24 protein-coding genes, 1 pseudogene and 1 riboswitch are annotated in these 24,603 nt (G+C 77.5%); of the genes and pseudogenes, 13 read left to right on the top strand and 12 right to left on the bottom strand.

Going from position 1 to position 24,603, the window contains the following annotated elements; genetic code table 11:
• Positions 1-36: 36 nt before the first annotated feature.
• A riboswitch (glycine riboswitch) is annotated at positions 37-127 on the bottom strand.
• A 126-nt stretch (positions 128-253) separates the two neighbouring features.
• Both ACRYM0_RS07285 and ACRYM0_RS07280 read left to right on the top strand, forming a co-directional pair.
• Positions 254-1,051: a ParA family protein gene (locus tag ACRYM0_RS07285; protein WP_432503546.1), complete on the top strand. Its 798-nt coding sequence runs from the start codon at positions 254-256 to the stop codon at positions 1,049-1,051.
• 172 nt (positions 1,052-1,223) lie between these two features.
• On the top strand, positions 1,224-1,955 hold the full coding sequence (locus ACRYM0_RS07280) for an SMI1/KNR4 family protein (RefSeq protein WP_432503544.1): 732 nt from the start codon (positions 1,224-1,226) through the stop codon (positions 1,953-1,955).
• 79 nt (positions 1,956-2,034) lie between these two features.
• Here ACRYM0_RS07280 and ACRYM0_RS07275 read toward each other — a convergent pair whose 3' ends face one another.
• The 9 genes from ACRYM0_RS07275 to ACRYM0_RS07235 form a co-directional block, all read right to left on the bottom strand.
• Positions 2,035-2,634: a MerR family transcriptional regulator gene (locus tag ACRYM0_RS07275; RefSeq protein WP_432503542.1), complete on the bottom strand. Its 600-nt coding sequence runs from the start codon at positions 2,632-2,634 to the stop codon at positions 2,035-2,037.
• A gap of 118 nt (positions 2,635-2,752) precedes the next feature.
• A complete protein-coding gene (locus ACRYM0_RS07270; protein WP_432503540.1) occupies positions 2,753-3,235 on the bottom strand; it encodes a bifunctional nuclease family protein in 483 nt (160 codons plus the stop codon).
• Between the two features lie 70 nt (positions 3,236-3,305).
• Positions 3,306-4,001 carry a transcriptional regulator FtsR gene (ftsR, locus tag ACRYM0_RS07265; RefSeq protein WP_432503592.1) on the bottom strand — a complete coding sequence of 232 codons (696 nt, stop codon included), beginning with the start codon at positions 3,999-4,001 and terminating at the stop codon, positions 3,306-3,308.
• 44 nt (positions 4,002-4,045) lie between these two features.
• Positions 4,046-4,570, bottom strand: coding sequence for an FHA domain-containing protein (locus ACRYM0_RS07260; RefSeq protein ID WP_432503538.1), 525 nt, complete (start codon positions 4,568-4,570; stop codon positions 4,046-4,048).
• 175 nt (positions 4,571-4,745) lie between these two features.
• Positions 4,746-5,132: a glycine cleavage system protein GcvH gene (gene gcvH, locus ACRYM0_RS07255; RefSeq protein WP_432503536.1), complete on the bottom strand. Its 387-nt coding sequence runs from the start codon at positions 5,130-5,132 to the stop codon at positions 4,746-4,748.
• Positions 5,133-5,200: 68 nt separating this feature from the next.
• Positions 5,201-5,980 (bottom strand): DUF881 domain-containing protein, encoded by a 780-nt coding sequence (locus ACRYM0_RS07250; protein WP_432503534.1) that lies wholly within the window; start codon positions 5,978-5,980, stop codon positions 5,201-5,203.
• 10 nt (positions 5,981-5,990) lie between these two features.
• A complete protein-coding gene (locus tag ACRYM0_RS07245) occupies positions 5,991-6,323 on the bottom strand; it encodes a small basic family protein (RefSeq protein WP_432503532.1) in 333 nt (110 codons plus the stop codon).
• Positions 6,320-7,234, bottom strand: a complete 915-nt coding sequence (locus tag ACRYM0_RS07240) for a DUF881 domain-containing protein (RefSeq protein WP_432503530.1) — start codon at positions 7,232-7,234, stop codon at positions 6,320-6,322. The genes ACRYM0_RS07245 and ACRYM0_RS07240 overlap by 4 nt, the downstream gene beginning before the upstream one ends.
• A 50-nt stretch (positions 7,235-7,284) precedes the next feature.
• The gene (locus ACRYM0_RS07235) at positions 7,285-7,857 is read right to left on the bottom strand and encodes a CDP-alcohol phosphatidyltransferase family protein (protein ID WP_432503528.1); all 573 of its coding nucleotides are present in this window, start codon (positions 7,855-7,857) and stop codon (positions 7,285-7,287) included.
• Between the two features lie 192 nt (positions 7,858-8,049).
• On the opposite strand from ACRYM0_RS07235, the gene ACRYM0_RS07230 reads away from it, so the two are divergent.
• The 8 genes and pseudogenes from ACRYM0_RS07230 (at position 8,050) to ACRYM0_RS07195 (ending at position 17,595) form a co-directional block, all read left to right on the top strand.
• The gene (locus ACRYM0_RS07230; RefSeq protein ID WP_432503526.1) at positions 8,050-9,750 is read left to right on the top strand and encodes a carbamoyltransferase family protein; all 1,701 of its coding nucleotides are present in this window, start codon (positions 8,050-8,052) and stop codon (positions 9,748-9,750) included.
• Positions 9,747-11,288, top strand: coding sequence for an HAD-IIIA family hydrolase (locus ACRYM0_RS07225; RefSeq protein ID WP_432503524.1), 1,542 nt, complete (start codon positions 9,747-9,749; stop codon positions 11,286-11,288). Before ACRYM0_RS07230 ends, ACRYM0_RS07225 begins: the two co-directional genes overlap by 4 nt.
• Entirely contained in the window at positions 11,285-12,352 is a 1,068-nt protein-coding gene (locus ACRYM0_RS07220) for a glycosyltransferase family 9 protein (RefSeq protein ID WP_432503522.1), read from the top strand. The genes ACRYM0_RS07225 and ACRYM0_RS07220 overlap by 4 nt, the downstream gene beginning before the upstream one ends.
• Positions 12,349-13,320, top strand: coding sequence for a glycosyltransferase (locus ACRYM0_RS07215; protein ID WP_432503520.1), 972 nt, complete (start codon positions 12,349-12,351; stop codon positions 13,318-13,320). The genes ACRYM0_RS07220 and ACRYM0_RS07215 overlap by 4 nt, the downstream gene beginning before the upstream one ends.
• Positions 13,317-14,597 (top strand): annotated as a pseudogene (locus ACRYM0_RS07210) (glycosyltransferase); the annotation flags it as partial. The gene ACRYM0_RS07215 and the pseudogene ACRYM0_RS07210, both read left to right, overlap by 4 nt.
• On the top strand, positions 14,586-15,218 hold the full coding sequence (locus ACRYM0_RS07205) for a D-sedoheptulose-7-phosphate isomerase (protein WP_432503590.1): 633 nt from the start codon (positions 14,586-14,588) through the stop codon (positions 15,216-15,218). The pseudogene ACRYM0_RS07210 and the gene ACRYM0_RS07205, both read left to right, overlap by 12 nt.
• The gene (locus ACRYM0_RS07200; RefSeq protein WP_432503517.1) at positions 15,215-16,636 is read left to right on the top strand and encodes a PfkB family carbohydrate kinase; all 1,422 of its coding nucleotides are present in this window, start codon (positions 15,215-15,217) and stop codon (positions 16,634-16,636) included. The genes ACRYM0_RS07205 and ACRYM0_RS07200 overlap by 4 nt, the downstream gene beginning before the upstream one ends.
• An 8-nt stretch (positions 16,637-16,644) precedes the next feature.
• Positions 16,645-17,595 carry a glycosyltransferase family 9 protein gene (locus ACRYM0_RS07195; protein ID WP_432503515.1) on the top strand — a complete coding sequence of 317 codons (951 nt, stop codon included), beginning with the start codon at positions 16,645-16,647 and terminating at the stop codon, positions 17,593-17,595.
• 347 nt (positions 17,596-17,942) lie between these two features.
• On the opposite strand, the gene ACRYM0_RS07190 is transcribed toward ACRYM0_RS07195, so the two are convergent.
• Positions 17,943-19,403, bottom strand: coding sequence for a protein adenylyltransferase SelO (locus ACRYM0_RS07190; protein ID WP_432503513.1), 1,461 nt, complete (start codon positions 19,401-19,403; stop codon positions 17,943-17,945).
• 26 nt (positions 19,404-19,429) lie between these two features.
• Complete coding sequence (locus ACRYM0_RS07185) at positions 19,430-20,380, bottom strand: UDP-glucuronic acid decarboxylase family protein (RefSeq protein WP_432503588.1); 951 nt, start codon at positions 20,378-20,380, stop codon at positions 19,430-19,432.
• A 148-nt stretch (positions 20,381-20,528) separates the two neighbouring features.
• On the opposite strand from ACRYM0_RS07185, the gene ACRYM0_RS07180 reads away from it, so the two are divergent.
• Positions 20,529-21,413: a glycosyltransferase family 2 protein gene (locus ACRYM0_RS07180; protein ID WP_432503511.1), complete on the top strand. Its 885-nt coding sequence runs from the start codon at positions 20,529-20,531 to the stop codon at positions 21,411-21,413.
• Positions 21,410-22,363, top strand: coding sequence for a glycosyltransferase family 2 protein (locus ACRYM0_RS07175; protein WP_432503509.1), 954 nt, complete (start codon positions 21,410-21,412; stop codon positions 22,361-22,363). Before ACRYM0_RS07180 ends, ACRYM0_RS07175 begins: the two co-directional genes overlap by 4 nt.
• Here the strand turns inward: ACRYM0_RS07175 and ACRYM0_RS07170 are convergent.
• Complete coding sequence (locus ACRYM0_RS07170; protein ID WP_432503507.1) at positions 22,354-23,415, bottom strand: LacI family DNA-binding transcriptional regulator; 1,062 nt, start codon at positions 23,413-23,415, stop codon at positions 22,354-22,356. The genes ACRYM0_RS07175 and ACRYM0_RS07170 overlap by 10 nt on opposite strands.
• A 108-nt stretch (positions 23,416-23,523) precedes the next feature.
• Between ACRYM0_RS07170 and ACRYM0_RS07165 the strand changes: the two genes are divergently transcribed.
• The gene (locus ACRYM0_RS07165; RefSeq protein ID WP_432503505.1) at positions 23,524-24,558 is read left to right on the top strand and encodes a Gfo/Idh/MocA family protein; all 1,035 of its coding nucleotides are present in this window, start codon (positions 23,524-23,526) and stop codon (positions 24,556-24,558) included.
• The last annotated feature ends 45 nt before the right edge of the window (positions 24,559-24,603 follow it).

The raw sequence follows: 24,603 nt of genomic DNA, 5'->3' as shown, positions 1-24,603 counted from the left end.
GTCTGTCGGCCCGCGCGGCGGGACCTCCAGAGCGGCCTGTCCCCCGCGGTCCTTCCGCCTGAGAGGTTCCGGGGTCGTTGCCCCTTCGGCGCCCCGGCCGGACCGGGGTCTCTCCCGCGCGGGATGCGCAGCCAGCTTCCGGTGCCACTGTAGGTCACCGGTGCTCGCGACCCGCTGGTGCGACGGGTGGCGCGAGGACCGATCCCGCTGCGGCGCGGGCGGTCCGGGCCGCGTGGACCGGTATCCTCTCGCGATGATCACCGTGACCGTCTGCAGCGCGAAGGGCGGCGTGGGCAAGACGTCGGTGACCCTGGGGCTGGCGTCCGCCGCCCTGCACCGCTCCCTCAGCACCCTCGTCGTCGACCTCGACCCGCAGGCCGACGCGACCTCGGGGCTGGACGTGACCGCGCAGCGCGCGCACGACGTGGCCGCGGTGCTGCGCACCCCCAAGCGCCGCGTCGCGGAGTCCGCGGTGGCCCCCAGCGGGTGGGTGGACGACCACCCCGGGCTGCTCGACGTGGTGAGCGGCTCGGCCGCCTCCGCCGGGCTGGACGCGCCCGACCCCCAGGAGGCCGACCTGGAGAGCCTGCGGCGCGCGCTGCGCAAGCTCGACGACCACCAGCTCGCCCTGCTGGACTGCCCGCCGTCCCTGGGCGGGCTGACCCGCTCGGCCTGGCGCGCCAGCGACGCCGTCCTCGTGGTCTCCGACGCCAGCCGCTTCTCGGTGGCCGCGGTGGGCCGCACGCTGGACGAGGTCGCCGCGCTGCGCTCGGGCCCCCGGGTGGCCGGCGTCCTGGTGAACCGGTACTCGCCCCGCTCGGGCGAGCAGCGCTTCCGGCTGGAGGAGCTGCGCTCGCTGTTCGGCGACCTGGTCCTGGAACCGCTGCCCGACCGCGTGGCCGTGCCGCAGTCGCAAGGAGCGGGCAAGCCGCTGCACGCGCTGCGCCCCGTGGCGGCGCAGCGGGTGGCCGAGCAGTTCGACCGCCTGCTCGACGTGGTCCTCGACCAGCACGTCCGAGACGGGACCCGCCCCTCTGGTCACGGAGGGTGAATTCAGCGACACTTGGCCGGGCAGGGGTTGCCGTGGCGGCGCCGACGTGCGCACGGCACCGGACACCCTTACCGTGCGATCACGGTGTGCGCCAGCGGGTCCGGCCGCACCACCAGTACCGCCCAGCGCCACCCAGCACCACCCCGCTCCGCCGCGGGTCCGAGGAGGTTCCGTGACGTCCAGCTCCCCCGTCAACCGCCACCGCCTGGTGCGCGCCGCCCGGACCGCCCCCGCGGCGGCGGCCACGGCGATCCCACACCCCGCACCACCCCCGGCCCTCACCCCGCAGCGCACCACCGCGAGCGAGCCGGTGCGCCACCCCGACGTCGAGGGCGCCGACGCCACCCGCGTCCTGCAGCTGGTCGACGTGCTGCGCGCGCGGTGGGCGCGCGCCGGCGCGGACATCGCCACCCGACTGCGCCCCGGCGTGGACGACGCGGCCCTGGACGCGACCGAGCGCCAGATGGGGCTGCTCGTGCCGCGCGGCGCGCGCGCCTGGTGGCGCTGCGTCGACGGCGTGGAACCGGTGCGCACCCGCTACCGGACCAGTTCCCCCACCGTCGGCCCCGGCGGGTGGGTGCCGCTGAGCCTGGAGGACGCGGTGCGCCGGGCGAGCGGCCAGGGCCCCGGCCCCGGCGCCCCGCCGGGCCTGCTGCCGGTGTTCGCCCGCGACGAGGGGCTGCTGGCGGTGCGGCTGGGCTCCTCCAGCACGCAGGTGGAACTGCTCGAGCTCGCCGAGGACGGCGAGTCCTACCAGCACTCCTGGCGGGTACCCCTGGAGGTGCTGCTGTCCACCTGGGCCGACGCGCTGCTCGCGGCGGTGCTGTGGCTGCCCGACAGCCACGACTGGGTCGTCGACCCCTTCGCGCGCCAGGCCCTACCCAACGCGCACCTGCTCGACTGAGCCGATCGGCGGGTTCCACCGCACGCGTGACGGCGCCCCCGGCCCTGCGGCCGGGGGCGCCGTCACGCGTGCGTGCTGCTCAGCCCGCTTCGCGAGCGCGGCGGCGGGTGCTCAGCTCGTCGGCGAGCACCACCGCCGGGGCCGCGACCTCGGTGCGCTCGGCCAGGCGCTCGCTGGGCAGCGAGGCCAGCTCGCCCTCCACCTCGCGCCACACCCGGCCCACCGCGATGCCGAAGACCCCCTGGCCGCCCTGGACGAGGTCGATCACCTCGTCCGCGGACGTGCACTCGTAGACGCTGGCACCGTCGCTCATCAACGTGATCTGGGCCAGGTCGTCCACCCCGCGCTCGCGCAGGTGGGTCACGGCGGTGCGGATCTGGTGCAGCGAGACCCCGGTGTCCAGCAGGCGCTTGACGACCTTCAGCACGAGGATGTCGCGGAAGCCGTACAGCCGTTGCGAGCCCGATCCCGAGGCGCTGCGCACGCTCGGCTCCACCAGACCCGTGCGGGCCCAGTAGTCCAGCTGGCGGTAGGTGATGCCGGCCGCCTTGCACGCCGTCAGGCCGCGGTAGCCCACTTCGTCGTCCAGCTCGGGCAGGTCCTCGGCGAACAGCAGGCCCTGAGCGGGCACGGGCTTCCCGCCACGCGACGAACCCGCGTCTGCCTCGCCTCTGCTCACGCCGGCCTCCTCATCATCGCCCCGGTCCGATCGTCGGTGCCGTGCCGACCGGGAGCGTCCTGTCAACTGACCGTAGAGTCGCACCCGCGGAGCGTCAACGAGGCGCGCGGCGCGCCGTTCACCGATCCGGGCCCGAACCGGACTCGAAGTCCTCCGGGGTGATGTGGTCGAGGAACTCGCGGAACTTCTCCACCTCGTCCTCGTCCTCGTCGGGGACCGGCACGCCACCGGAGTCCAGCACCTCGTCGGCGCCCACGATCGGGCAGCCGACCCGCAGCGCCAGGGCGATCGCGTCGGAGGTGCGCGAGCTGACCGTCGCGCCCCCGTCGAAGACCAGCTCCGCGAAGTAGACGTTGTCACGCACCTCGACGATGCGCACCTCCTCCAGGGTGCGGCCCAGGGAGGTGATCACGTCCTTCAGCAGGTCGTGGGTCAGCGGGCGCGGTGGGACCACGCCCTGCTGGGCGAAGGCGATGGCGCTGGCCTCCGGCGCGCCGATCCAGATCGGCAGGTAGCGGTCCCCGTCGCGCTCACGCAGCAGCACGATGGGGTTGTTGGAGGGCATCTCGACCCGGACGCCGATGACATCGAGCGCACGCACGCCTTCACCGTACCCCTCTCCGGCGCCGCAGGGGGGCGGCGCCCGGCACGTGGCGCGCGGCGCGCCCCGCTCAGCCCGTGATGCGGCTCAGGGCCCCGGCCACCAGCGCGGTGTGCAGCCGCAGGCACGCCGCCGCGATCTCGCGCGCCACGTGCTCGGCACGGTCCGCCGAGTCCGCGGAGCGCTGCCGCTGCAGGGGGGCCGCCACCTGCTCGGCCAGCGCCACCTCCCGGTCGGCCGCCGAGCGGAACACGCGCAGGTGCCGGGCCTCGATGCCGTGCCCGGCCAGCGTGGCGGCCGCGCGCAGCACCTCCAGAGCCTCGCCGTCGTACCAGGGCCCGCCGGGGGCCGGCCCCAGCACGCCGAAGCCCTCCAGCGCGTCCAGGAGCTCGCCGTCCACGCCGCTCTCGCGCAGCAGCTCGGCGCGGGTCAGCCGCAACCGGGCGGCGCTGCCGTCGAAGCGCTCCACGGACGGCGCACCCGTCGCGTCGGGGACGCGCGGAGCCGCGCCGGGCTGCTCCGGGGGCTGCAGCCCGCGGTCGATGGCGTGCAGGTTCTCCCGGATGACGCGCAGCGGCAGGTAGTGGTCGCGCTGGGCGGAGAGCACGTACCGCAGCCGGTCCACGTCCGAGGAGGAGAACTTGCGGTAGCCCGCGGCGGTGCGCCGCGGCTCCACCAGCCCCTGCTCCTCCAGGAAGCGGATCTTGGAGATGGTGACGTCGGGGAACTCCGGCGACAGCAGCGCCATCACCTCGCCGATCGTCATGCGCGGCGCGTCCGGGTCGAAGGCCGCCCGCGAGGCCGCCGCGCTCACGCCGACCGCCCGCCCCCACCGGCCGCGGCCGCCGACGACTGCGGGCTGGGGTGGTAGACCATGCGGTACTTGCCGATCTGCACCTCGTCCCCGGGGCGCAGCAGCACGTCGTCGATGCGCTCGCGGTTGACGTAGGTCCCGTTCAGGCTGCCGACGTCGCGGACCCGGAAACCCGGCCCGCTCACGGGGTCGGGGGCGCGCACGAACTCCGCGTGCCGGCGCGAGACGGTGACGTCGTCCAGGAAGATGTCGCTGGCCTGGTGCCGGCCGGCCGAGGTCCGCTCGGCGTCCAGCAGGAAGCGCGCGCCCGCGTTGGGGCCGCGGCGCACCACCAGCAGCGCGGAACCGCGGGGCAGCGCCTCCACCGCCGCCAGGTCCTCGCTGCTGAGGCCCCCCTCGACGGCCTCGTGGACCTCCGGGACGGCCAGTCCCGCGAAGGACATCGTCGAATCGGCGGGACGCTCGTCCGCGCCCGGCCCGGGGGTCGTCCCCTCGTCCGGGGACGTGCCCGACGGAGACATCGCACCACCTCTCGCAACACCGCGGACGACCGTCCGCCCGGCACACCGCCGCGGGACGGTCCCCGCTCCTGACGCTGATCGCCACCCTAGCCGGGGCCTGCGACCGGCTCCACACTCCCCGTGCACGCCACCCGTCCGGGCGCGCCCCCGCCCCGCCCGGGCGGGCCGGCGCGGGTCAGCCCAGGTGGGCGCGGTAGGCCTGCGCGTCGAGCAGCCCGTCCAGCTGGGCGTCGCCGGAGGGGGTGACGGTGAACATCCAGCCCTCGCCGTAGGGGTCGGAGTTCACCAGGTCCGGGCGCGTCTCCAGACCGGGGTTCTGCGCGGCGACGACCCCGCTGACGGGGGCCACGACCTCGCTGACGCTCTTGGTGGACTCCACCTCGCCGCACGCCGCGCCGGCCGTGACGGCCTCGCCCTCGGCGGGCAGGGACACGTACACCACGTCGCCCAGAGCGCCCTGCGCGTGGTCGGTGATGCCGACGCGGACCGTGCCGTCCTCCTCGACGCGCACCCACTCGTGCTCGGCGGTGTAGCGCAGGTCCTCGGGCACGCTGGAGGCCATGGGGCGTCTCGCTCCTCGTCGTGGGGGGGCCGGCGGGACGGGCGCCCCGGGCCGTCGACCGCTGCCGGTCACTCGTCCCCGGCGGCGGCTCCCGGTGACGCCGGGCGAGCGTACTGAGGGCTGGAGACGGCGTGCAAGGCGCTCACCCGCACCTCCTCGGAGGTGCGCACCGACAGCTCCGCCCCCAGCTGCCGCAACGACTCCCGCACGCCGCCGGGGATGTCCAGCGCCGTCGAGACGGTCTGCGGGTCGGCCACGACGCGCACCTCGTAGGGCGGGGTCAGCAGGGTGCCGTCCACCACGACACCGGGCCCGCTGCCCGCAGGCGGGGACTGGAAGGCGGTGCTCGCCACCACGCGGACGTCCCCCACCTGCACCGCCTCGGCACCGGCGTCGCGCAGCTCCTGCACCAGGCTGACGAACTGCGCGGCCCCCACCTCGCCGGCGGGGTCGGTGATCGTCGCCGTGATGCCCGGGCCGACCGCGGGCACGGTGCCGGCGAGCAGCCCGTGCTCCAGCGCGCGCTGCTCGGCGGCCCGCGCCGCGGCCTCGGCGGAGTCGGTGCCGGCGGTCAGCTCCGAGCGGGTGCGCTCCAGCTCGCGGACCTCCTCGGCCAGCCGGTCCCCCCGCTCGCCCGCGTCGTCCAGGATGCGCACCAGGTCGCTCTCGCGCAGGTCGGCCAGGCCCGCCACGTCCGTCTGGCGCACCTGCACCACGACGCCGAAGCCCAGCGCGGCGCACAGCACCCCGGCCAGCAGCTGGGCCCGGGTGGCCCGCGGGCGCGCCGCGCGCCACAGGCGCCGCCACGGCGAGGCGCCGGGCGGTCGGGGGGCGGGGGCGGTGCTCACCGGAGCGCGCTCACGCCTTGAACAGGTGCCGGCGGATCGCCGCGGCGTTGGAGAAGATGCGCACGCCCAGGACGACCACGACGCCCGTGGACAGCTGCGAGCCGACGCCCAGCTGGTCGCCCAGGTACACGATGAGGGCGGCCACCACCGCGTTGGACAGGAACGAGACGACGAACACCCGGTCGTCGAAGATGCCGTCGAGCACGGCGCGCACCCCCCCGAAGACGGCGTCGAGGGCCGCGACCACGGCGATCGGCAGGTACGGCTGGAGGGCGACGGGCACCTCCGGGTGCAGCAGCACCCCGGCGACGACCCCCACCAGCAGCCCCACGGCCGCGATCACGGCACCCCTCCCCGCTCGTCCGGCTCCTGCCCGTCCAGCGCGCCGGCGCCGGCCGCCGGAACGCTACCCGCCGTCCCGCCGCCGGCCGCGCCCGCCGCGCCGTCCCCGGTCGGGGGCCGGGCCACCCGCAGCTGCAGCCGTCCGGCGGCCGGCAGCACCAGCGGGTCCTCCGCGGAGGCGGTGCGCACGTCCACGCCGATGCCGTAGTTGTCCTGCAGCACCTGCAGGTAGCGGCCCGCCACCGAGGTGGCCAGGCCGGTCTGCAGCGCTGCCGGCGCGCCGACGGCGCTGACCCGGTACGGCGGGGTCAGGGGGCGGTAGTCGACGAGGACGGCCTCCCCGGCGGCGCGGATCGACGACAGCGAGGACAGCCGCACCCCGTCGACCGCGACGGCCTCGGCCCCGGCCAGCCACAGCCCGTTGACGAGCGTCTGCAGGTCGCGGTCCACCACGCGCCCGGGGGCGCCGGCCCCCTGCACCTGCACGGGGTCCGGCGCGGCGTCGCTGAGCGTCACCTCCAGACCGGGTCCGCTCACCGGGACGGCGGCGGCCGCGACGGCCAGCGCGTCGGCGACCGCGCCGGCGGCCGCGGCCGGGTCCCCGCCCAGGCGCTCGGCCAGGGCGGCGTTGTCCCCGCGCAGCTGCGCCGCCCGGGCGGCCAGGGCGTCGGCGCGGGCGGTGGCGGCCTCCACGCGCTCCAGCAGCTCGGCACGGCCCCGGTCGGCCTTCGGTGCGCCGACCGCGGCGCGCACGCCGGCGACGGCCAGCAGCGTGCCCAGGACGAGGGCCGCCACGGCGCTCAGCGCGCGGGGGCGACCCGGGCGGGGGTCGCCGGCGGCGCGGCGGCGCTCGGCGGCGGCCGCGTAGCCGGGGTCGACGGGGCGCTGCATCACCTCGGTGAGCAGGCTCATGCTGGCGTCCGGGCGCCGCCGCGACGCCGGCGCTCCCGGGGCGGTCCCGCTCACGCCCCGCCCGCCGCCCGTTCCGCCCGCACCAGCCCGGCGACCTGCTGCAGGTACAGCACCCCCGCCCACCAGTACAGCCCGGTGCCCCACAGGGCGAAGGCCCAGCCGACCGCGCCGGCCACCGCCGACAGCAGCGGGCTGACCTCGCCCAGCAGCAGCAGCGGGAAGGCGTACAGCAGGCAGAAGGTGCCCGCCTTGCCGAGGAAGTGCACCTGCAGGACGCCGTGGCCCACCCGGGCCAGCAGCGGCACGGTGCACGCCAGCGCGACGTCGCGCGCGACGAGCACGACGACCAGCCACCACGGCACCAGGTCGCGCCAGGCCAGGCCCAGCAGCGTGGTGAAGATGTAGAGCCGGTCGGCGAAGGGGTCGAGCACCTGCCCGAGACGGGTGACCTGGTCCCAGCGGCGGGCCAGGTGGCCGTCGAGGTAGTCGCTGGCGCCGCTGACGGCCAGCACCAGCAGCGCCCACCCGTCGTGGCCGCGCACGATGAGGACTGCGAAGACCGGCACGAGCAGCAGGCGCAGGAAGCTGAGCGCGTTCGGCAGCGTCCAGACCCGGTCGCTCACCGCCTGACCACCCGCCGTAGCCACTGCGCACCCCCTGTGGTTGTGTTCGACTCCGCTGCGCCGCGCCGCGCCCCCTGGCGGGCAGCGGGCTGCCGCCTCTGGCAGCCTACGGCTCGGCCGGTCCGCGCTCGCCGCGCGCCGGTGCACACCGTCGGACGTGGGCGATCGCCCGGACAGAGAGGGACGACCCCCATGCGCGTGCTCGGCGTCAACGCCGTCTTCCACGACCCCGCCGCGGCCCTCGTGGTCGACGGCGAGGTGGTCTTCGCCGCGGAGGAGGAGCGCTTCAGCCGCCGCAAGCACGGCAAGCGGCCCGTGCCGTACTCGACGTGGGAGCTGCCCGAGCTGGCGATCAAGCACGCCCTCGCGGCCGGCGGCCTGCGCCCGGAGGACCTCGACCTCGTCGGCTACTCGTACGACCCCTCGCTGGTGCTGCCGAGCTCCGAGCTGGACCTGGGCGACCCGGACGACGCGATCCGCACCCGCTACGCCGAGCGCGCCGCCGAGGCGCTGGCCACCGCCCTGCCCGGGCTCGACCCGGCGAAGGTGCGCCACGTGCCCCACCACGTCGCGCACGCCGCCTCGGCGGCGCTGGCCTCCCCGGAGGCCGCGCGCGAGGGCGGCTGCAGCGTGCTGACGATCGACGGGCGCGGCGAGGCGGTCTCCTCGCTGGCCGGGCGCTACCGCGGCGGGTCGCTGGAGGTGCTCGCCAGCCAGCGGCTGCCGCACTCGCTGGGCCTGCTCTACGAGTCGCTGACCGCGCACCTGGGGTTCCTGCACTCCTCGGACGAGTACAAGGTCATGGCGCTGGCCTCCTACGGCAAGCCCCGCTTCGCCGACGAGCTGGCCGAGTTCGTGCACGCCACCGGGGACGGCGGTTTCGTCGCCCAGGCCCCGGACTGGTCGCGGTGGGCGCCGCGGCTGCTGGACGGCGAGCAGTGGGACCCGCGCCGCGACACCGACCACGCCGACCTGGCCGCCAGCGTGCAGGAGGTGCTCGAGCGCACCCTCGTGGACGTCGCCACCTGGCTGCACGGGAAGACGGGTGACCGGGTGCTGGCGATGGCCGGCGGCACCGCCCTGAACTGCGTGGCGAACTCCCGCATCTGGCGCGAGTCGCCGTTCGAGGAGGTGTTCGTGCAGCCCGCCGCGGGCGACTCGGGCACCGCGCTGGGGGCCGCGCTGCAGCTGGCCGCCGACGGCGGGGACGCGATCGTCCCGATGCACGACGCCGCCCTGGGCCGTTCCTGGAGCGACGAGGAGCTGGCGCAGTGGCTGCGCACCGCGCGCCTGCCCTTCAGCACCCCCGAGGACCTGGCCGGCGAGGTCGCCGACGTGCTGGCCGCCGACGGGGTGGTCGCCTGGTTCGACGGCCGGGCGGAGTTCGGCCCGCGCGCGCTGGGGCACCGCTCCCTGATGGCGCACCCGGGCAAGAAGGAGAACCTCGAGCGCCTCAACGACGTCAAGGGCCGTGAGCAGTTCCGCCCGGTGGCACCGATGGTGCTCTCGGAGCGGGCGCCGGAGATCTTCTCCGACGGGCCGTTCCCCAGCCCGTACATGCTCTTCGTGCACGAGGTGGCGCCGCAGTGGCGCGAGCGCATCCCGGCCGTCACGCACGTGGACGGCACCGCGCGCATCCAGACGATCGACGACGAGCGCACCCCGAAGGTGGCGGCCCTGCTGCGCGCGTTCGAGGAGCGCACCGGCCTGCCCGTGGTGGTGAACACGAGCCTGAACACCGCCGGGCGCCCGATGGTCGACGACCCGCGCGACGCGCTGGAGCTGTTCGGTTCCGCGCCCGTGGACCTGCTGGTCCTCGGCCCGCACCTGGTGCGTCGCAGCACCTTCGCCGCGCCGGCGGAGCAGGGCGCGTCCGGGGCCGACGGCGCGTGAGTTCCACCGCACCGCGGTTCTCCGTCGTCGTCCCCACGGTGGGGCGCCCGAGCCTCGACGTCCTGCTGACCACGCTGGCCGCTCAGCGGGGCCCCGCTGCGGAACTCGTCGTCGTGGTCGACGACCGCCGGGGCCGCGACAGCGGCGAGGACCCCTGCGAGCGCGCCTGCGAGCGCGCCCGCGCGGCCGGCCTGCCGGTGCGCCTGGTGCGCTCCGGCGGGCGCGGCCCGGCCGCGGCGCGCAACGCCGGCTGGCGGCGCACCGCGAGCGAGTGGGTCGCGTTCGTGGACGACGACGTGGAGCTGCCCCCGGAATGGTCGCAGCTGCTGGTGGCCGACCTGGCCGCGGCGCCGGGACGGGTGGCCGGGGTGCAGGGGCGGATCACCGTCCCGCTGCCGGAGCACCGGCGCCCCACCGACTGGGAGCGCGGCACGGCCGGCCTGGCGGACGCGGCGTGGATCACCGCGGACATGGCGTACCGGCGCACCGCGCTGGAGCAGGTCGCCGGGTTCGACGAGCGGTTCCCGCGCGCGTTCCGCGAGGACGCCGACCTGGCGCTGCGCGTGCTGGACGCCGGCTGGGAACTGGTGCGCGGCGAGCACGGCGCCGTGCACCCGGTGCGTCCCTCCACCGACCTGGCCAGCCTGCGCCAGCAGCGCGGCAACGCCGATGACGCCACCATGTCGGCGCTGCACGGCCCGGGCTGGCGCGAGCGCGCGCAGTCGGCCGTCGGCAGGCTGCCGGGGCACGTGGTCACGACCGCGGCCGCCGCGACCGCGGTGGTGGCCTCGCTGGCGGGTCGCCGGCGCACCGCGGCCGTCGCCGCGCTGGCCTGGGCGGGGCTGACGGCGGAGTTCTCGTACCGGCGCATCGCACCGGGACCGCGCGACGCCGCGGAGGTGCGCCGCATGCTCGTCACGAGCGCCGCGATCCCGCCGGCCGCGGTGTGGCACCGGGTGCGCGCGGAACTGCGCTGGCGGCGCGACCCGCCCGCGCCGTGGCCGCCGCCGGTGCGCGCGGTGCTGTTCGACCGCGACGGCACCCTCGTGCACGACGTGCCCTACAACGGCGACCCGGACCTCGTGGCCCCCGTGGACGGTGCCCGCGAGGCGCTGGAGCGCGTGCGCTCGGCGGGGCTGCGCACCGGCCTGGTCAGCAACCAGTCCGGGGTGGCGCGCGGGCTGCTGACGACGGCGCAGGTGGAGGCGGTCAACGCCCGCCTCGCCGACCTGGTCGGCGGCTTCGACACGGTGCAGTTCTGCCCCGACGGCCCGGACGAGCCGTCCGCGCGCCGCAAGCCCGAGCCGGGGATGGTGCTGGACGCCGCCCGGGAGCTGGGCGTGCTGCCGGCGGAGTGCCTGGTGGTCGGCGACATCGGCGCCGACGTGGAGGCGGCGCTGTCGGCCGGCGCCCGGGCCGTGCTGGTGCCCACGCCCGTCACCCGCCCCGAGGAGGTCGCCGCCGCTGCGGCGGTGGCCGCCGACCTCGCCGGGGCGGTGGACCTGGCCCTGGCCGCCGGCCGCGGGGGTTCCTCGTGAGGGTGCTGGCCGCGCGCCTGGACAACGACGGCGACGTCCTGCTGACGGGTCCGGCGGTGCGGGCGCTGGCCGCGCGCGCGAGCGTGGACGTGCTGGCCTCCCCCGCCGGGGCCGGTGCGGCGCGCCTGCTGCCCGGGGTGGACGAGGTGCTCGTGTTCGACCCGCCGTGGAGCGGGTTCTCCCCCGCCGCGGTGGACCCCGCCGCGGTGCAGGACCTCGTGTCGGCGGTGCGCGAGCGCGGTTACGACGAGGCGGTGGTCTTCACCTCGTTCCACCAGAGCCCGCTGCCGCTGGCGCTGCTGCTGCGCCTGGCGGGGGTGGCGCGCATCAGCGCCACCAGCGAGGACTACCCCGGCTCGCTCCTGGACGTGCGGCACCGCCGCGAGGGCGGTCCGCGCGCCGACGCGCACGAGGCCGAGGCGGCGCTGGAACTGGCCGCGGCCGCCGGTTTCCCGGTGCCCGCGGGCGACGACGGCCGGTTGCGGGTGCTGACGACCGCCCCGCCGCCGCCGGGCCTGCCGGCCTCCTACGTGGTGGTGCACCCGGGGGCGTCGGTGCCGGCGCGGGCGCCGCTGCCGGAGCAGGCCGCCGGGATCGTCGAGGCGTTGCGGCACGCCGGGCGCGACGTCGTGGTGACCGGCGGCCCCGGGGAGCGGCGGCTGACCGCCGCGGTGGCCGCGCCCGGCGCCGTGGACCTCGGCGGGCGCACCGACCTGCCGGGGCTGGCGGCCGTGCTGGCCGCCGCGGACGCCGTGGTCGTGGGCAACACCGGACCGGCGCACCTGGCGGCCGCGGTGGGCACGCCGGTGGTGTCGTTGTTCGCGCCGGTCGTGCCGTCGGCGCGCTGGGCCCCGTACGGGGTGCCGCACGTGCTGCTGGGCGACCAGAGCGCGGCGTGCCGCGGTTCGCGGGCCCGCGCGTGCCCGGTGCCGGGGCACCCGTGCCTGGCGGGCGTGGGGGCGCGGGAGGTCGTGGCGGCCGTGGAGGCGCTGGCACCTGCCGTCCCCGGGGCGGTCGTGGAGGAAGTCGACCGGGAGAACGCTCCCGCGGGAGGGACGCTGTGAGGATCCTCGTCTGGCACGTGCACGGGTCGTGGATGACCGCGTTCGTCTCCGGCGCGCACGAGTACCTGCTGCCGCTGGTGGACGACCGCGGCCCGGACGGGCGCGGGCGCGCGCGCACCTGGGACTGGCCCGCGAGCGCCGTGGAGGTGCCCGTGGCGGAGCTGCGTGCGGCGCAGTTCGACGTGGTGGTGCTGCAGCGCCCCGAGGAGCTGGAGCTGGTGGAGCGCTGGACGGGCCGCCGCCCCGGCCGCGACGTGCCGGCCGTCTACGTGGAGCACGACGCCCCGCGCGCGGGCGCGGCGGACAGCCGGCACCCGCTGGCCGACCAGCGCGCGGTGCCGATCGCGCACGTGACGAGCTTCAACCGCCTGTACTGGGACTGCGGCGACGCGCGCACCACGCTGGTGGACCACGGCGTCATCGACCCCGGTCACCGCTACACGGGCGCGTCCGCCTCGCTGGCCGCCAGCGTCAACGAGCCGGTGCGGCGCTGGCGGGTGGCGGGCACCGACGTGCTGCTGCGCCTGGCCGAGCAGGTCCCGGTGGCGCTGCACGGCATGGGCGTGCGGGCGCTGGCGCAGCGGGTGGCGGGCACGGCGGCGGGCGAGGGCCTGAGCGTGCACGAGGACCTGCCGCAGGCGCGGCTGCACGAGGCGCTGGGGACGCACCGCGCCTACCTGCACCCCTACCGGTGGACCAGCTTGGGGTTGTCGATGATCGAAGCCATGATGATCGGCATGCCGGTGCTGGCGCTGCCGGCGACGGCCGCGCCGGAGGCGGTGCCCCCGTCGGCGGGGGTGCTCTCCAGCGATCCCGACGTGCTGGTCGCCACCGCCCGGCGGTGGCTGGCCGACCCGGACGAGGCCCGCGAGCGCGGGGAGGCGGCGCGCCGCCACGCCCTCGCGGCGTTCGGGGTGGAACGCTTCCTGGCGGACTGGGACCGACTGCTCGAGGAGGTGGTGGCATGAGGGCCCCCGCAGGGACCGGAACCGCGCGCACGCCGCGGCGCATCGCGATGGTGTCCGAGCACGCGAGCCCCCTGGCCGTGCTGGGCGGCGTGGACGCCGGTGGGCAGAACGTGCACGTGGCGGCACTGGCCTCGGCGCTGGCCGACCGCGGTCACGAGGTGGTCGTCTACACGCGCCGGGACGCGGCGGGCCTGCCCGGGCGCACCCGGCTGCGCCCGGGCGTGGAGGTCGTGCACGTGGACGCCGGGCCGGCCGAGCCGGTCGCCAAGGACGACCTGGCGCCGTTCATGCCGGCGTTCGCCGAGGTGCTGGACGAGGAGTTCGCGCAGCGTCGCCCCGACGTGGTGCACGCGCACTTCTGGATGTCCGGCACGGCGGCGCTGCCCGCCGCGCGCGCCCACGGGATCCCCCTGGTGCAGACCTTCCACGCCCTGGGCAGCGTCAAGCGCCGGTACCAGGGCAGCGCGGACACCAGCCCGCCGGGACGGCTGGACGCCGAGCGCCGCCTGGCCCGGGACGTGGACCTGGTGATCGCCACGTGCCGCGACGAGGTCGCCGAGCTGCGGGCCTCGGGCGCGCCGCCGCGGCGGGTGCAGGTGGTGCCGTGCGGGGTGGACACCGCGCGCTTCGCGGAGCCGGGCGAGGTGCCGGCCGACGTGGTCGGCCCGCGCCGTCCGGGGTGCCGCACGCGGTTGCTGAGCGTGGGGCGGCTGGTGCCGCGCAAGGGCGTGGAGGCCGTGGTGCGCGCGCTGGAGGCGCTGCCCGACGCCGAGCTGGTGGTGGCCGGCGGCCCGGCCGCGCACGACCTGGACGGCGACCACGAGGCGGTGCGCCTGCAGAAGATCGCCGTGGAGCTGGGCATCGCCGACCGGGTGCGCCTGGTGGGGCGGGTCTCCCCCGCGGACCTGCCGGCGCTGCTGGCCTCCAGCGACGCGCTGGTGGCCACGCCCTGGTACGAGCCGTTCGGCATCGCGGTGCTGGAGGCGATGGCCGCGGGCGTGCCGGTGGTGGCCTCGGCGGTCGGCGGGATGCTGGACACGGTGCGCGACGGCGTGACGGGCCGGCTGGTGCCGGTGGACGGTGCCGGGCACGTGGACCCCGCGGAGCTGGCCTCGGCGCTGCGCTCGGTGGTCGAGGACGCGGCGGTGGCCGCTCGGCTGGGCTCGGCGGGCCGCGAGGTCGCGGTGGAGCGCTACGACTGGGCGCGGGTGGCCGCTTCCACGGAGTCGGCGTACGAGCTGCTGCTGGAGGAGGGCTCCGGGGTCGTGGGCACGCGGGCGTACGTGCGCGAGCACGTCGGTGAGCTGCGCGGGGTGCTGGCGGCGCTGCAGCGCCAGGCGGACCGGCTGGACCGGTGGGGGCGCGAGCTGGTGGAGGTCGTCGACGGCGGCGGCCGGCTGCTGGTGGCGGGCAACGGCGGCAGCGCCGCCGAGGCGCAGCACCTGACCGCGGAACTGGTGGGGCGCTTCCTGGGCGAGCGGCGGCCCCTGTCGGCGATCTCGTTGCACGCGGAGACCTCGACGGTCACGGCCATCGCGAACGACTACGGGGTGGAGGAGGTCTTCGCCCGGCAGGTGGAGGGTCACGGCCGCCCCGGTGACGTGCTGCTGCTGCTGTCGGCGAGCGGGCGCAGCGCGAACCTGCTGCGCGCGGCGGAGCGGGCCCGCGAGTGCGGGTTGCGGGTGTGGGCGATGACGACGTCGGCGCCGAACCCGCTGGTGGACCTGGCCGACGACGCCGTGGTGATGCCGGGGCCGTCGACCTCGGCGGTCCAGGAGGGGCACCTGATGGCGGTGCACACGCTGTGCGTGGCGGTGGAGGCGCACCTGCCGGCCGCCCGCGGCACCCGCGCGATGGACCTGACCGCCGTGCGGTCGCGGCGGGAGGCCAGCGCGTGAGCCCGGTGGCGGGGCAGCCGGTGCCCGCGCGGTCGGTGCGCCGCGTCGTCGTGGTCGGCGACGTGCTGCTGGACCGGGAGGTGCTGGGCGGGGTGCACCGGGTGGCCCCGGACGCGCCGGTGCCGGTGGTGGACGTCGAGGACGTGCGCGAGTCCCCCGGCGGGGCGGGGCTGACGGCGCTGCTGGCGGCGCTGGACCCGTCGGTGGAGGTCTCGCTGGTGGCGCCGGTGGCCGGCGACGACGCGGGAGGGCGCCTGCGCGCGCTGCTGCGCGGGGTGGACGTGGTGGCGCTGCCGCACGCCGGGGCGACGCGGCGCAAGTCGCGGGTGCGCGCCGACGGGCAGGTGCTGGTGCGCCTGGACGACGGCGGCCCGGGCACCCCGGGCGAGCTGGACGGCGCCGCGCTGGCGGCGGCGGGCGAGGCGCTGGCCGCGGCCGACGTGGTGCTCGTGTCGGACTACGGCGCGGGCACCACGCGCGAGCCGCGGCTGCGGGCCCTGCTGGGCGAGGCGGCGCGCCGGGTGCCGGTGGTGTGGGACCCGCACCCGCGCGGCGGACCGCCGGTGCCCGGCTGCGCGCTGGTGACGCCGAACCTGGCGGAGGCGCGCGGGGCGCTGGCGGCGCACCACCCGGACGCGGGGTCGCTGCGGGCGGACGAGCTGGCCGCGCGGCTGCGCGCGGTGTGGGACGTGGCCGCCGTGTGCGTGACCGCCGGTTCGGGCGGGGCGCACTGCGCGGCGGCGGGCAGCGAGGCGCTGCACCTGCCGGCGGTGCCGGCGACGGGCGACCCGTGCGGGGCCGGGGACCGCTTCGCGGCCAGCGCGGCGGTGGAGGTGGCCCGCACGGGGGCGTTGTCCCCGGCGCTGGCGCGGGCGGTGCGCGACGCCTCGGCGTGGGTGGCCGCCGGCGGCACGCACGGGTTCTTCGCGCCCGCCCCGGCACCCGTGCGCGAGCTGCCCGCCGGGGCGACGCCCGCGGAGGTCGCGGCGCGGGTGCGGGCGTCCGGCGGCACGCTGGTGGCCACGGGCGGCTGCTTCGACGTCCTGCACGCCGGGCACGTGGGCTGCCTGGAGGCGGCGCGCGGCCTGGGCGACGCGCTGGTGGTCCTGATCAACTCCGACGACTCGGTGCGCCGGCTGAAGGGCCCCGGGCGGCCGGTCGTGGGCCAGGCGGACCGCGAGCGGGTGCTGCGGGCGCTGGCGAGCGTGGACGCGGTGGGCGTGTTCACCGAGGACGACCCGCGCGCGGCGCTGGCGGAGCTGCGGCCCGACGTGTGGGCCAAGGGCGGCGACTACGGCGGTGCGGAGCTGCCCGAGGCGGAACTGGTGCGCAGCTGGGGCGGTCGGGTGGTGCTGCTGCCGTACCTGGACGGGCGCTCCACCACGTCGATCCTGGCGGCCGGCGCGGGACGCTCGTGACGGCACCCGTGAGCGCTCCCGGCGAGGTGCGCGAGCTGACCGGCGCGGACCTGCTGGTGCTGCGGGCGCTGGGGCTGGGTGACCTGCTGGCGGGCGTGCCGGCGCTGCGCGGGCTGCGGCGGGCGTTCCCGCAGCGGCGGCTGCTGCTGGCGGCGCCGGCCGGGATCGGCGGCTTCCTGCAGCGGCGCGGCGTGGTCGACGAGGTCCTCGTGACCGCGGGGCTGGAGCCGCTGGCCGCGAAGGGTTCCGGTCACCTGGCGGTGGACCTGCACGGCAACGGCCCGGCCAGCCGGGAACCGCTGGCGGCCACGGGCCCGGAGGCCCTGCTGGGTTTCCGCACGGACGGGTACGACGGGCCGGGGTGGGTGCGCAACGAGCACGAGGTGGCGCGCTGGTGCCGCCTGGTGGCCGCCTGGGGGGCCGGCTGCGGGCCGGAGGACCTGCGGTTGCGCCCGCTGCCCCCGGCGCCGGTGAGCGGGCCGGTCGTGGTGCACCCGGGTGCGGCGTTCGCGGCCCGCCGCTGGCCGGTGCAGCGGTGGGCCGCCGTGGTGGGCGAGCTGACCGCCGCCGGCCACGAGGTGCACGTGACGGGCACCGCGGACGAGGCGGTGCTCGGGGCGGCGCTGGCCGCCGCGGGCGCGGTGGACCGCTGCGGCGCCCTGGACCTGGACGGCCTGGCGGACCTCGTGGGCTCGGCGCGCCTGGTCCTGTCGGGCGACACCGGCACGGCGCACGTGGCCACGGCCCTGGGGGTGCCCTCGGTGCTGCTGTTCGGCCCGACCCCGCCGCACTGGTGGGGCCCGGCGATCGACGCCGACCGGCACGCGGTGCTGTGGCACGGCGACCCGGCGGCCACCGACTACGTCGGCGACCCGCACGGCGCGGACGTGGACCCGACCCTGGCGCGGATCACCGTCGCGGAGGTCCTGGACGCCGCCGCCGGGTTCCTCACGCGCTGAACCCTTCGCCCCGGCTGCGGCACGGGGTGGGGTGGTTGGTCGGTGGCGGGTGCTGCGGCCGGCTCTCCGCCCGCTGCCGGGTGCACCGCCTCGCCCGAGCGCACAGGGCGGGCTCCGGACGCCGGCCTCCGCACCCGCCCCCTCCCTGCTGCACGTCACCTGGGCAGGAACCAGGCCGCACACCGCGCGTGGTGAGTTCCGAGGGAGCCGAGGAGTCCCCGAGGGCGGGCGTCCGGAGCCCGCTCCTGCGCGGCCTCGTGCGATGGTGCACCCGGTAGCGGGCGGAGAGCCAGCCCTCGGGGACTCCTCGGCTCCCGGGCGTCAACCCGACCGGGCCCCGGCGCGACTCAGGTGCCGCAGAAGGTCCGGTAGGCGCCGAAGTCCGGCGGGGCCGGGGCGGCGTAGCGCTCCAGGCCCGGGCGTTCGGCGAAGGGGGCCCGCACGACGTCCAGGAGCTGCTCGAAGGGCGCGAGGTCGCCGTCGGTGGCCGCGGCGAGGGCCTCCTCGACGAGGTGGTTGCGCGGGACGTAGACCGGGTTCACCCGGTCCATCGCGTCGGCGTCCGGGCCCAGGGCGCGCCAGCGGCCCAGCCAGTCGTCGAGCGCTGCGGCGTCGAGGAAGTGGCGATGCAGGGGTCCGGCGTCGCCCCGGGCGGCGGTGGCCAGCGCCCGGAAGGACGAGGTGAGGTCGACGCGGTCCGCCTGCAGCAGGGCGAGCAGCTCCTCGGCCAGCGGCCGCACCACCTCGCCCGCGGCACCGGGCAGGCCCAGCTTGGCCGCCACCCCGGCGCTCCAGGCGCTGTGGTACTCCTCGCGGAAGTCGCCGAGGGCGTCCTGCGCGAGGGCGACCGCCTGCTCCTCGTCCTCGTGCAGCAGCGGCAGCAGGGCCTCGGCGAGGCGGGCGAGGTTCCACTGCGCCACGGCGGGCTGGTTGCCGTAGGCGTAGCGCCCGCCGTGGTCGATGGAGCTGTAGACGGTGGCCGGGTCGTAGGCGTCCAGGAAGGCGCAGGGCCCGTAGTCGATGGTCTCCCCGGAGATGGTGGTGTTGTCGGTGTTCATGACGCCGTGGACGAACCCGACGAGCATCCACCGGGCGACCAGCCGCGCCTGGGCGCGGGCCACGGCCCGGAACAGGGCGAGGTGCGGGTTCTCGGCCGAGGCGACCTCGGGGTGGTGGCGCCCGGTGGCGTGCTCGGCCAGTCGCCGCAGCAGGTCGAGGTCGCCGGTGGCGCGGGCGTACTGGAAGCTGCCGACGCGCAGGTGGCTGCTCGCCACCCGGGCGAGGACCGCGCCGGGCAGCGGCTCCTCGCGGCGCACGGTGCGCCCGGTGGCCACGACGGCCAGGGACCGGGCGGTGGGGATGCCCAGGGCGTGCACCGCGCTGCTGACGAGGTGCTCGCGCAGCATCGGCCCGACGGCGGCCAGGCCGTCCCCGCCGCGGGCGAACGGCGTGCGCCCGGAGCCCTTCAGGTGCAGGTCGCGCAGCCGGCCGGCGCGGTCGGTGAGCTCCCCGAGCAGGAGCGCGCGCCCGTCGCCCAGGCGCGGGGAGAACCCGCCGAACTGGTGCCCGGAGTAGGCCTGCGCCACCGGCGCGGCACCGTCGGGGACGGCCGCGCCGACCAGGAACCGCACGCCGTCGGCGCTGCGCAGCCAGGAGGCGTCCAGGTCCAGCTCGGCGGCCAGCTCCTCGTCGAGGACGAGCAGCCGGGGGTCGGGGACCTCCTCGGCCCGCCAGGGCACCGCCATCTCCGGCAGTTCGCGGGCGAAGCGGTCATCGAGGACGACGGGGCGGACGGGAGCGAGGCTCACCCCCTCGACACTACGCGCGGTACCGCTCAGGCGCCCGTGGCGCGGAACCACTCCACGGTGCGGCGCAGCCCCTCGGCCCAGTCGACCTCCGGCTTCCAGCCCAGCAGGGTCTGCGCCAGCGTGGTGTCGGGGCGGCGCACCTGCGGGTCGTCCTGCGGGCGCGGCACGAACCGGATGCCGGAGCGGGACCCCGCGGCGCGGATGACGTCCTCGGCGATCCCCCGGACGGTCAGCTCCTCGGGGTTGCCGATGTTGACGGGCCCGGGGTGGCCGCTGGCGGCCAGGGCGAGGATGCCGACGACGAGGTCGTCGACGTAGCAGATGGAGCGGGTCTGCTGCCCGTCGCCGGCGACGGTGACCGGTTCACCGGCCAGCGCCTGGCGGATGAAGGTGGGGATGGCCCGGCCGTCGGCGGCGCGCATCCGGGGGCCGTAGGTGTTGAAGATCCGCACGATGGCGGTGTCGACGCCGTGGGTGGTGCGGTAGGCGGTGGTCAGCGCCTCGGCGTAGCGCTTGGACTCGTCGTAGACCCCGCGCGGGCCGACGGGGTTGACGTGACCCCAGTACGTCTCGGGCTGGGGGTGCACCTGCGGGTCGCCGTAGGTCTCGGAGGTGGAGGCCAGCAGGAACCGCGCGCCCTTGTCCTTGGCCAGGCCCAGGGCGTGCCAGGTGCCGGTGGCACCGACCTTCAGCGTCTCCAGCGGCAGCTTGAGGTAGTCCACCGGGGAGGCCGGGGAGGCGAAGTGCAGCACCAGGTCGACGGGCCCGGGCACGTGCACGTACTCGGTGATGTCGCAGCGGCGCAGCGTGAAACCGGGGCGGTCGGTGAGGTGCTCGACGTTGCCGGGCCCGCCGGTCAGGAAGCTGTCCAGGCAGACGACCTCGACCCCGGCGTCCAGCAGCGCCTCGCACAGGTGGCTGCCGAGGAAGCCCGCGCCGCCGGTGACCACGGCTCGGGAGAAGCGCCGCACGTCCAGGGTCCCGGAGGGGGCGGAGGCGGCCTCCGCCGCGTGGGTGGTCTCGCGCGGGGTCTCGGTCACGGGGGCGATGCAACCACCCCGGGGGCCGACACGCCCGCCGACCCCGCCGCACGCGCCGCGGCGTGTCGCCACTAGCGTCCGGCGCGTGAGTGCCTCCACCGCCACCCCCGACGTGACGGTCGTGGTCGCCACCCGCGACCGCGCCGACGACCTGCGCGCCAGCCTGCCGCGCCACGAGGCGCCGGTGGTGCTGGTGGACAACGGTTCCACGGACGACAGCGTGGAGGTGGTGCGGGCCGAGGCGCAGCGGCGCGAGCGTTCCGGGCTGCCGCCGCTGCGGCTGCTGCAGCCGGGCCGCAACCTGGGGGCGACGGCCCGCAACCTGGGGGTGCGGGCCGCGAGGACGGAACTCGTGGCGTTCGCCGACGACGACTCCTGGTGGGCGCCGGGGGCGCTGGCGCGCGCCGTGGAGGTGTTCGCCGCCCACCCCCGCCTGGCGCTGCTGGCGGGGCGGACGCTGGTGGGGCCCGAGGAGGACCTGGACCCGATCTGCGCGGACATGGCCTCGGCCCCGTGGGGCCGCAGCCCCGACCTGCCGGGCCCGGACGTGCTGGGTTTCCTGGCCTGCACGGCGGTGGTGCGGCGCGAGGCGTTCCTGGCGGCGGGGGGTTTCGACGACGTGGTCTTCTTCGCCGGCGAGGAGGAGCGCCTCACCTACGACCTGGTCGCGGCCGGGTGGGGGCTGGCGTACGTGGAGGACGTCGTGGCGCACCACCACCCCTCCCCCAGCCGCGGCCCGGCGGCCTCCCGCCGGGAGCTGCTGGGCCGCAACGAGCTGCTGACGGCGTGGATGCGCCGGCCGCTGCCGGTGGCGGCGGCGCGCAGCGCCCGGTGGCTGGTCGAGGGCGGCGAGCACCGCCGCGCGGTCCTGGCCGCGGCACCGCGGTTGCCGCGGGCGCTGCGGGCGCGGCGGCACCCCTCGGCGGAGGTCGAGCGGCGGCTGCGCGTGCTGGCGGAGCGCGGGGCGTGAGCGCCGCGGACGTGGCGGAGGCGATCCCCACCGGGCCGCCCGACGAGCGCGTCACGGTGGTGCTGATCACGTGGCAACGGCGCGAGGAGGCGCTGCTGGCGGTGGGCCGGCTGCTGCGGCTGCCGGAGCGGCCGCGCGTGATCGTGCTGGACAACGCCTCCACCGACGGCACGGCGCAGGCGCTGCGCGAGCGCCACCCGCGCGGCAGCGCGGGCGCGGACCGCCTGGACGTGGTGGTGCTGCCGGAGAACCAGGGCGCGGTGGCCCGCAACACCGGGGTGGCCAGCGCGAGCACGCCGTACGTGGCGTTCTGCGACGACGACACCTGGTGGGACCCCGGTTCGCTGGCGCGCGCGGCGGACGTGCTGGACGCCGACCCGCGCGTGGCGGTGCTGACCGCCCGGATCGTCGTGGAGCCGGGTTCGGTGGAGGACGGGATCGTCGCCGAGCTGCGCGACTCCCCCGTGCGGGGCGCACCGGGCCTGCCGGGCCCTGCGCTGGGCAGCTTCCTGGCGGGGGCGTCGGTGGTGCGCCGCGACGCCTTCCTGCAGGTGGGGGGTTTCTCGAAGCGCCTGTGGCTGGGCGGGGAGGAGGAGCTGCTGGCGGCCGACCTCGCGGCGGCGGGCTGGGAGCTGTGCTACCTGGAGGACCTGACGGTGCACCACCAGGCGTCGGTGCTGCGCGAGTCGCAGCTGCGCCGGCGGCACGGCGTGCGCAACACCCTGTGGTTCACGTGGTTGCGCCGGCCGGTGCCGGCTGCGCTGCGGCGCACGGGTTTCCTGCTGCGCACGGTCCCCCGCGACCGCACCAGCGCCCTGGGGGTCCTGGACGCGGTGCGCGGGGTGCCGTGGCTGGTGCGCGAGCGCCGGGTGCTGCCGCCGCACGCCGAGGCGAGGTTCGCGGCGCTGGAGGAGTCCCAGCGCGCCTCGACCTCGCGGCACTACGGCTGAGGGCGCTGCGGCCGAGCGCCGCGGTGGTCGGGCGGGCCGGGCGGCGACGCCGCGGGCGCGCCCGTGCTGCGGCGCGGCACCAGCCGCGGCAGCAGCAGCTCGGTGCGCGGGGCGGTCGCCGGGTCGGCCATCCGCTGCAGCAGCAGCTCGCCGGCGCGCCGGCCGACCTCGCGGCTGCGGTTGTCGACGCTGGTGAGCGAGACGCGGCGCAGGGCTGCCAGGGACGTGTCGTCGTAGCCGGCGACGGAGACGTCCTGCGGCACGCGCAGGCCGAGCTCGTCGGCGGCGGCGAGCACGCCGAGGGCGGAGACGTCGTTGGCCGCCAGCACGGCGGTGGGCCGCTGCGGCCGGCGCAGCAGCCGCAGCGCGGCGCGGTGGCCGCCGTCCTCGGTCATGTCCGCGGCCGCCACCGTCGCGGTGAGGCCGCCGGCGCCCGCGGCGCGCTCGAAGGCGTCCCGGCGCAGCGCTCCGACGGCGCCCGTCCCGGCGACGTGCGCGAGGTGGCGGTGCCCGAGCGCGGCGAGGTGCTCGACGACGAGCCGCACCCCGGCCTCGCCGTCGTCGGCGACGAGGTCCGCGGGCGCGCCCAGGGCGTCGCGGGTGCCCGCCAGGACGGTGGGCACGGCCGCGGCGGCCTCCTCGACGGCGGTGACGTCGTCGCGGGTGCCGACGACCACGAGCCCGTCCACGCGCAGCCGCACGAGGTCGCCGGCGGCGCGGGGCTCGGCGTTCGTGTCGGCCAGCACGGGGCGCAGGCCCGCCGCGGTCAGGACGGGGCGCAGCCCGTCCAGCAGGTCCACGAACCAGGGGTTGCGCAGGTCGTCGAGGACGACGCCGACGGTGCGGGTGCGCCGCTCGGCGAGGCTGCGGGCGGCCGGGTCGGGGCGGTAGCCGAGCTCCTCGACGGCGGCCAGCACGGCGCGGCGGCTCTCCTCGCCGACCCGGGGCGAGCCCTGCAGCACCAGAGAGACCAGGGACTTGGACACCCCGGCGCGCTCGGCGACGCTGCGGATCGTGGGTCTGGCCGCACCACCCGCACGTCCCCGCGCCACGTCCGCCTCCCCACCACCGCCGGGTGCCTTGACACCTCAGGTCCAGACCTCCACCCTAGCGATCGTTGGACCGGTCCAACACCCGTTCCCGCTCCCCTGGAGGTCCCCGTGCCCGATCTGCACCTCGGCCTGGTCGGCGTCGGCCGCATCGGCGCGATGCACGCCGCGAACATCGTGGCGACGCCCGGCGTCGGGACCCTCACCCTCACCGACGCCGTCCCCGCGCAGGCGCGCGCGGTCGCCGCGGCGCTGCCCGGTGACGGCGCCGGGGTGGTCGTGGCCGACGACGTGGAGGCGCTGCTGCGCAGCGGGATCGACGGCCTCGTCGTCGCCGCCGGCACCGCGGCGCACCCGGAGCTGATCCGCGCCGGCGTCGAGGCGGGGGTCCCCGTGCTGTGCGAGAAGCCCGTGGCCCCGGACGTGGCGCGCTCGCTGCCCGTCCTGGAGCACCTCGCAGCGCGCGGCGGCGTCGTGCGGATCGCCCACCAGCGCCGGCACGACCCCGGCTACCGCGAGGCCAAGCGCGCCTTCGACGCCGGCGAGCTGGGCTGGCTGCACGCCGTGCGCGCCGTCACCTGCGACGTCACGCCGCCCGCGGTGGAGTTCATCGCCACCTCCGGCGGGCTGTTCCGCGACTGCAGCGTGCACGACTTCGACGTCCTGCGCTGGATCACCGGCCGGGAGGTGGTGCAGGTGTACGCGCGCGGCTCGAACAACGGCGACCCGCAGATCGGCCGCGTCGGGGACGTGGACTCCGCGCTGGCGGTGTGCACCCTGGACGACGGGACCCTGGCGGTGGTGACGGCCTCGCGCTACAACGGCGCCGGGCACGACGTGCGCCTGGAGCTGCAGGGCTCGCGCGGCACCGTGGTGGTCGGCATGGACGAGGCCCTGGCCGCGCGCTCGGCCGAGCCGGGCGTCACCTTCCCCGCCGGCCCCCCGCACACCACGTTCGCCGAGCGCTTCGCCGCCGCCTACCGCGCCGAGGTCGCCGCCTTCGTGGACCTGGTGAACGGGGTCGACGGCGACCTGTGCCTGCCGCAGGACGCCGTGGCGGCCTCCCGCATCGCCGACGCCGCGCAGGAGTCGCTGCTGACGGGTGCACCGGTCGCGGTGCCGCCCGCGGCGGTCCTCGTCGGCTGAGCGTGCACGCGCGGACGGGCCCGCGGCACACCCGGTGCCGCGGGC

Source organism: Kineococcus arenarius subsp. arenarius (genome assembly GCF_050871845.1).
GTDB lineage: Bacteria > Actinomycetota > Actinomycetes > Actinomycetales > Kineococcaceae > Kineococcus.
This window is presented reverse-complemented; position numbering and strand designations above follow the sequence as displayed.